The organism is Agromyces sp. P1_H4 (assembly GCF_056405255.1).
Window position 1 is genome coordinate 1 of record NZ_JBFUCL010000252.1, and the last position, 5,569, is coordinate 5,569.

Below are 5,569 nucleotides of genomic sequence, written 5' to 3' on the forward strand. Positions count from 1 at the left end.
GGCCGGATGGATCATCTCCGCCTATGCGCTCGGCGTCGTCGTGGGCGCGCCGACGATCGCCGCGGCCGCCGCGCGCTGGCCCCGCAAGCGCCTGCTGYTCGCCCTGGTCACCGCCTTCACGCTCGGTACCATCGGGTCTGCCGTGCTGCCGACGTTCGAGCTCGTGCTCGTCGCCCGCTTCATCGCCGCCGTGCCGCACGGCGCCTACTTCGGCATCGCGTCGCTCGTGGCCGCGAGCCTCATGGGCCCCGGGAAGCGGGCCCGTGGCGTCGCCCTGGTGCTCTCGGGCCTCACGATCGCGAACGTCATCGGCGTCCCCGCGATCACGTGGCTCGGACAGGCCGCCGGCTGGCGCATCGCCTACCTCGCGGTCGCGGGCATCTTCGCGCTCACCTTCCTGGCGGTCCTGCTGGCCGTGCCGTGGCAGGCCGGCGACCCCGGTGCGACGATGCAGCGCGAACTGCGTGCGTTCAGCCGCGCCCAGGTCTGGTTCGCGCTCGGCATCGGCGCGATCGGCTTCGGCGGCCTGTTCGCCGTCTACACGTACGTCGCCCCGCTCGCCACCGACGTCACGGGCCTCGCACCCGCCATGGTGCCCGTCGTGCTCATCATGTTCGGCATCGGCATGACCACGGGCAACCTCGCCGGAGGGCGACTCGCCGACTGGAGCGTGCGTCGCAGCATGTACCTCTTCTTCGGCATCCTGGCGGCCGCCCTGGTGCTCCTCGGCTTCACCGCCGCGAACCCCGTCGGACTGTTCACCGGCGTCTTCCTCGTCGGCGCGGCCTCGGCCGCCCTGTCGCCGACCATCCAGGCCCGGCTCATGGACGTGGCTCGGGACAGCCAGTCGATCGCCGCCGCGCTCAACCACTCGGCCCTGAACATCGGCAACAGCGTGGGCGCCCTGCTGGGCGGACTCGCCATCGCGGCGGGCCTCGGCTACGTCGCGCCGATCTGGATCGGGCTCCTGCTCACCATCGCCGGGGTCGCGCTCGCCATCGCCTCGTTCTCACTCGATCGCGTCCGAGGCCGGCGCGGGGTCGTCGTGCCCTACGCCACGGGCGCCGTCGAAGTCGTCGAGTAGCGCGCCGCTCAGTCGGACTGCAGGAGGATGCCGTCGAGGATGGCCCGCTTGCGCAGCGCCACCTTCGTGCCCACGTCGAAGCCGGCGATGCGGTACTTCTCGCGGATGCGCTTGAGGTAGCTCTTCGCGGTCTCCTCGGAGATGCCGAGCTGGAACGCCACGGCCTTGACCGGCTGGCCCGCGCCGTAGAGCGCCATCACGCGCCGCTCCTGCGCGGAGAGCTTGGGCACCGCGCCGTCGTCGGCGAGGGTGAGCTCGAGCTCGGGCGTGAGGTAGGAGCCGCCGGTGCGGGCCGCGCGGATCGCCTCGATGATGTTCTCGACCGGCTCGGACTTGACGAGGTACCCGAGGGCACCGGAGCCCAGCGCCTCGCGAACCACGGCGGGCTCGGAATAGGTGCTCATCAGCATGGTCTGCACGCCCGCGGACTTCAGCATCGACAGCTTCAGCGAGATCGGGATGTTGTCGCGCAGGTCGAGGTCGAGCAGCACGACGTCGACGGGGAACTGCGGGTGTGCCAGCAGCTCCGACCAGGAGGGGACGGCGGCGACGAGGTCGATGTCGGGAGCGGCGCCGCGGATCCACTCCGAGAGCGCCCCGAGCAGCATGCGGTGGTCGTCGACGATCGCCAGCCGGATCGGTGCGTCCGTGTCTGCCATTCAGCTTCCCCTCGATCGTGCGGCCCCGCGGGCCGGTGTCCCGCCGTGGCGGGTGCTGTGCGCCACGCGGCACGGGACGTCGACCGTGAAGCCGTCCGTCCGTGTCACCACGTTGTGCTCTCCGACACTACCGATAGCGTCCCACGTCGCGGGGTCGACGCGGCGTCGTGCGACGCCCGACACGTCGATCGACAGGTCGAATGCGACATCCGGTGACGCCTCGTCGGCCGTCTCGCGGCAGGCGAGGTGCACGCGGACCGGGGCGTTCGCCCCCTTCGGATGCTCGGCGACGAGCAGCCAGAGCGCCAGCAGGAGGCCGTCGCGCTGCGACTGCGTGAGGAGTCCCGCGGAGCCGACCGGGTCGTCGACGGTGACCTGCCCGTTGAGGTAGGCCGACTCGGTGACGGCGTGGCGCAGCCACGTGTCGGTGCGGCCCTCGATGAGGCGCACGCGCAGCCGCGCGGCGAGCGTGCCGGCCTGCTCGGCCGCGTCGTCGGGAAGCGGGATCGCGATCCGGCCCGAGCCGACGTCGTCGAGCAGGGTCTCGGCGTCGAAGTCGAGCTGGGCGAGCTCCTCGGACGCGCGCATGCCCACCGCCGAGCGGGACGTGGCCACGGTGGACTGCACGAGTGAGAGGTCGAGTTCGCGCCCGACGAGCCGGCGGAACCCGTCGGTGGCGAGCGCCACGAGGACGAGCGGGAAGACGGCCGTCGCGGCGACGGCGACGCCCGTCACCACGTCACGGCCCGAGGTGCCGACCTGCACGAGGGCCTCGACCGCGAGCACGACCGCGATGACGGTTCCGACGATGAGGGGCACGCGCGTGCCCCGGATCGCGGCGACGGGCATCAGCACGGCGCCGGCGGCGGCCGCGGCGGTCGGGGTGATGCCGAGGTCGATCAGTCCCGCGGTCGCCGAGACGTCGAGCCAGACCGGCACCACGAGGCCGGCGAGCAGCACGATGTAGAGCCAGTCGGGGAGCGTGCGGGTCGCGAGCCGCGACACCACGCCGACGGCGACGATCGCGGCGAGGGCGATCCACGCCGCCCAGGGGCTCGGCCCCGGCGGGAAGTACGGTGCGAGCGCCACCGTGTGCAGGAGGTGCGCCAGGATGATGAACCCCGCAGCGATCGTGACCCCCGTGGCGAGCCGGCGGCCGCCGTGGCTCTCCCGCACGTCGCCGGCGGCGCGCACGGCGCGCGCGGAACGTGCCGGGCGACGGAACGTGTGCTCGCGGCGCGGCGACTCGGACATCGACTCGGTCACGGCTTCGGCACCTCGAGCATCACGGTGGTGCCCGAACCGGGCGACGAGAAGATGCGCGCGCGGCCGCCGACCGTGCCGAGGCGGCCCACGACCGACTCGGCGTAGCCCAGGCGCGCGCCGTCGACGGTCTCGGGCTCGAACCCGTGCCCGGCGTCGGTGACCATCGCGCGCACGGTGTGGTCGTCGTCGGTGACCGTCACGTCCGCCTCGTTGACCCCCGAGTGCCTGCGGACGTTCTCGAGGCACTCGCCGAGCGCGCCGAGCAGCGCGTCCAGGGTCTCCCTGGGCAGGGCGAGCTGTCCGGCCCCGTGCCAGTTGACGTCGAGTCCCATGCGCGCGAAGCGCTGGCGCACCGACTCGAACGTCGTGCTCAGCACGTCGGCGTCGGTCGACTCGGGGGAGAAGATCGCGGTCGATCCGGCGTCGAGCGGCGCCCCGAGTCGCAGTTGGCGCAGCAGCCGGGCATCGTCGCCCGCCTGCYGCCGCAGCGCCGACTTGCCGACCCCGACGCCCGAGTGGGCGAGCAGCGACAGCGTCGCGAGCACCGTGTCGTGGAGCACGCGCGCATCCTGCCGCTGCTGGGCCTCGAGCTCGCTGGCGAGGCGCTCCGCCTCGTGCGCGCGGCCCACCTCCTCGATCCGTACCGTCGCGTCGGCGATGGCGCGGTCGATCCACGMGCCGAGGGTGGTGCACGCGCCCCAGCCGGCCGCCGTGACGATGGCGACGGCGCGCAGGTCGTGGCCCCACCCCGCGACGATCCACAGCGCGGCCAGCACGGCCCCGGCCAACCCGGCGACGATCAGGCCGCCGCGGCGTCGCACGACGATGGGCAGGGCGACGGATGCCGCGGCGACCCCGCACATCGCGGCCATCGCGGTGGTCGTGGGTGCGTCGAGCACCGACGCCGAGCCGAGCACGACGACGAACGCGATGGCGCCCGCCACGATGCCGATCGCCGGCAGCATCGCCCCCCGAGCCGTGGACAGGCCGACGAGCACGGCGACCAGCATGCAGATCACCGATCCGAGGGCCAGCTCGGCGGGCGTCGCGACGCCCGGGATCAGCAGGCAGGCGAGGGCGCACGCGGTGCCGACGAACCCGGCGACGCGTGCGAGACGTCGCAGGAGCCGGTCGCGTTCCTTGTGGATGCGCTTCACGCCACCCCCTCGCAGGATCGGGCACTCATGACCGAGGGACGCCGACATTCGAACTGTAGCGGAGTCGGCGCGGATGCCGCCTCTTCTCCGCGATGCGGACCCGGCGCCGTTCAGGCGGCGAGCAGCCGGCGCAGGGCGTCGCCGACCACTCCGTGCTCGATGAGGAACGCGTCGTGCCCGTATTCGGAGTGCACGAGCACCGGTCGGTCGCCGTGCACGCTGTGCCGCAACCCCGCCGCGATCTCCTCCTGGCCCTCGAGCGTGAAGTAGCGGTCGCTGTCGATGCCCAGCACGAGGCTCTTCGCGCGGATGCCGGCGAGTGCCGCGGCCACCCCGCCCCGGCCACGGCCGAGGTCGTGCGAGTTCATCGCCTCGGTGAGCACCAGGTAGCTGTTGGCGTCGAAGCGCCTCGTGAACTTGTTGCCGTGGAAGTCGAGGTAGGACTCGACGGCGAATCGGCCGCCGCCGCCCAGCGGGTCGAGGTCGGACTGCCAGCTCCGCTCGAAGCGGAGGTTGAGCTCGGCGGCGGTGCGGTAGTTGAGCATCGCCATGCGCCGAGCCAGCGAGAGGCCCCGCGTCGGGCCCTCGCCGTCGGGGGCGTCGTAGTAGTCGCCGCCGCGGAACGCCGGATCGGTGCGGATCGCCTCGATCTGCACCGAGTTCAGCGCGACCTGGTCGGCGGTGGCGGCGGCGGGAGCGGCGAGCACGGCGATGCGCTCGACCGCCTGGGGCGCCATGACCGCCCATTCGAGCACGTGCATCGCGCCCATGGAGCCGCCCACGACGGCGGCGAACCGCTCGATGCCGATGGCTCCGGCGAAGGCGACCTGCGCGCGCACCTGGTCGCGGATCGTGAGGAAGGGGAACCGGGTCGCCCACTCCGCGCCGTCGGGCGCGAGGGAGGCCGGGCCCGTCGAGCCCTGGCAGCCGCCGAGCACGTTCGGGGCGACCACGAAGTAGCGGTCGGTGTCGATCGCGAGCCCGGGCCCCACGACGCCGGGCCACCAGCCGGCGCTCGGATGGGCGGGGCCGGCCGGACCCACGACATGGCTGTCGCCGGTGAGCGCGTGCAGCACGAGCACGGCGTTGTCGCGCTCGGGCGAGAGCCTGCCCCAGGTCTCGTAGGCGATGCGCACGCCGGGCAGCGCGCCGCCGGCGTCGAGGGGGACGTCGCCGATGCCGACGAACCGTCGGTCGCCGACCGGGTCGCCCTCGCGCCAGGCGCCGGTAGCCGGCGCTCGCCCCTGCAGCGCCTGCGCGCGCGCCTCCGACACGATGCCCGCGGGCACCGCGTCGGCGGTGGTCTGCCAGTCCATGTCTCGATTCTCCCGAACCCCGGCGGCGGCCACGCGTTTGTTACGCCCGGCACCCCGTGGAACGACGGATGCCGCGGGCACGTGCGG

5 protein-coding genes are annotated in these 5,569 nt (G+C 73.4%); 1 reads left to right on the forward strand and 4 read right to left on the reverse strand.

From position 1 onward, the window contains the following. Positions 1–1,084: MFS transporter (locus AC1DY2_RS14320; protein ID WP_476763040.1), on the forward strand; the 1,084-nt coding region annotated here is incomplete at its 5' end. Positions 1,085–1,092: 8 nt separating this feature from the next. Here the strand turns inward: AC1DY2_RS14320 and AC1DY2_RS14325 are convergent. The 4 genes from AC1DY2_RS14325 to metX all read right to left on the reverse strand — a co-directional run bounded on the left by AC1DY2_RS14325 (position 1,093) and on the right by metX (position 5,482). Continuing rightward, the gene (locus tag AC1DY2_RS14325) at positions 1,093–1,743 is read right to left on the reverse strand and encodes a response regulator transcription factor (RefSeq protein ID WP_309973089.1); all 651 of its coding nucleotides are present in this window, start codon (positions 1,741–1,743) and stop codon (positions 1,093–1,095) included. Continuing rightward, entirely contained in the window at positions 1,744–3,009 is a 1,266-nt protein-coding gene (locus tag AC1DY2_RS14330) for a hypothetical protein (protein ID WP_476763041.1), read from the reverse strand. Further along, entirely contained in the window at positions 3,006–4,166 is a 1,161-nt protein-coding gene (locus tag AC1DY2_RS14335; RefSeq protein WP_476763042.1) for a sensor histidine kinase, read from the reverse strand. The genes AC1DY2_RS14330 and AC1DY2_RS14335 overlap by 4 nt, the downstream gene beginning before the upstream one ends. A 110-nt stretch (positions 4,167–4,276) precedes the next feature. After that, on the reverse strand, positions 4,277–5,482 hold the full coding sequence (metX, locus tag AC1DY2_RS14340) for a homoserine O-acetyltransferase MetX (RefSeq protein ID WP_476763043.1): 1,206 nt from the start codon (positions 5,480–5,482) through the stop codon (positions 4,277–4,279). Between the last annotated feature and the right edge of the window lie 87 nt (positions 5,483–5,569).

Excerpts from the sequence above, each read along its gene's own strand:
- AC1DY2_RS14325 (WP_309973089.1), bottom strand. The coding sequence starts at position 1,743 with ATGGCAGACACGGACGCACCGATCCGGCTGGCGATCGTCGACGACCAC.
- metX (WP_476763043.1), bottom strand. The coding sequence starts at position 5,482 with ATGGACTGGCAGACCACCGCCGACGCGGTGCCCGCGGGCATCGTGTCG.